Here is a 356-nt window from a genome sequence, read left to right as displayed (position 1 = left end):
TCCAGGATGACCGGGATCGAGGCCAGCGACTCGGTGTTGTTGATGGTGGTCGGACGCCCGTACAGACCGAACTGGGCCGGGAAGGGCGGCTTAAAGCGCGGCTGTCCCTTCTTGCCCTCGATCGACTCCAAGAGTGCCGTCTCTTCGCCGCAGATGTAGGCACCGGCGCCGAGATGGTTGAAGAGGTCGAAATCGACACCCGATCCCTGAATATCCTTGCCCAACAAGCCCGCTGCGTAAGCCTCGCGAATGGCCTCCTCGCACCGTTCGATCGGCTCGTAGAACTCGCCGCGGATATAGTTGTAGCCGACGGTCGCGCCGATACAGTAGCCGGCGATCGCCATACCCTCGATCAG

General features: G+C 61.8%; 1 pseudogene. It reads right to left on the bottom strand.

Annotation, left to right across the window (positions count from 1 at the left end):
• Positions 1-356: pseudogene (locus GPT33_RS07235) on the bottom strand (NADH-quinone oxidoreductase subunit F); the annotation flags it as partial.

Source organism: Thiocapsa sp., from assembly GCF_011390875.1.
GTDB lineage: Bacteria > Pseudomonadota > Gammaproteobacteria > Chromatiales > Chromatiaceae > Thiocapsa.
The sequence above is the reverse complement of the archived record's forward strand: the minus strand, read 5'-3'. Positions and strand labels throughout refer to the sequence as shown.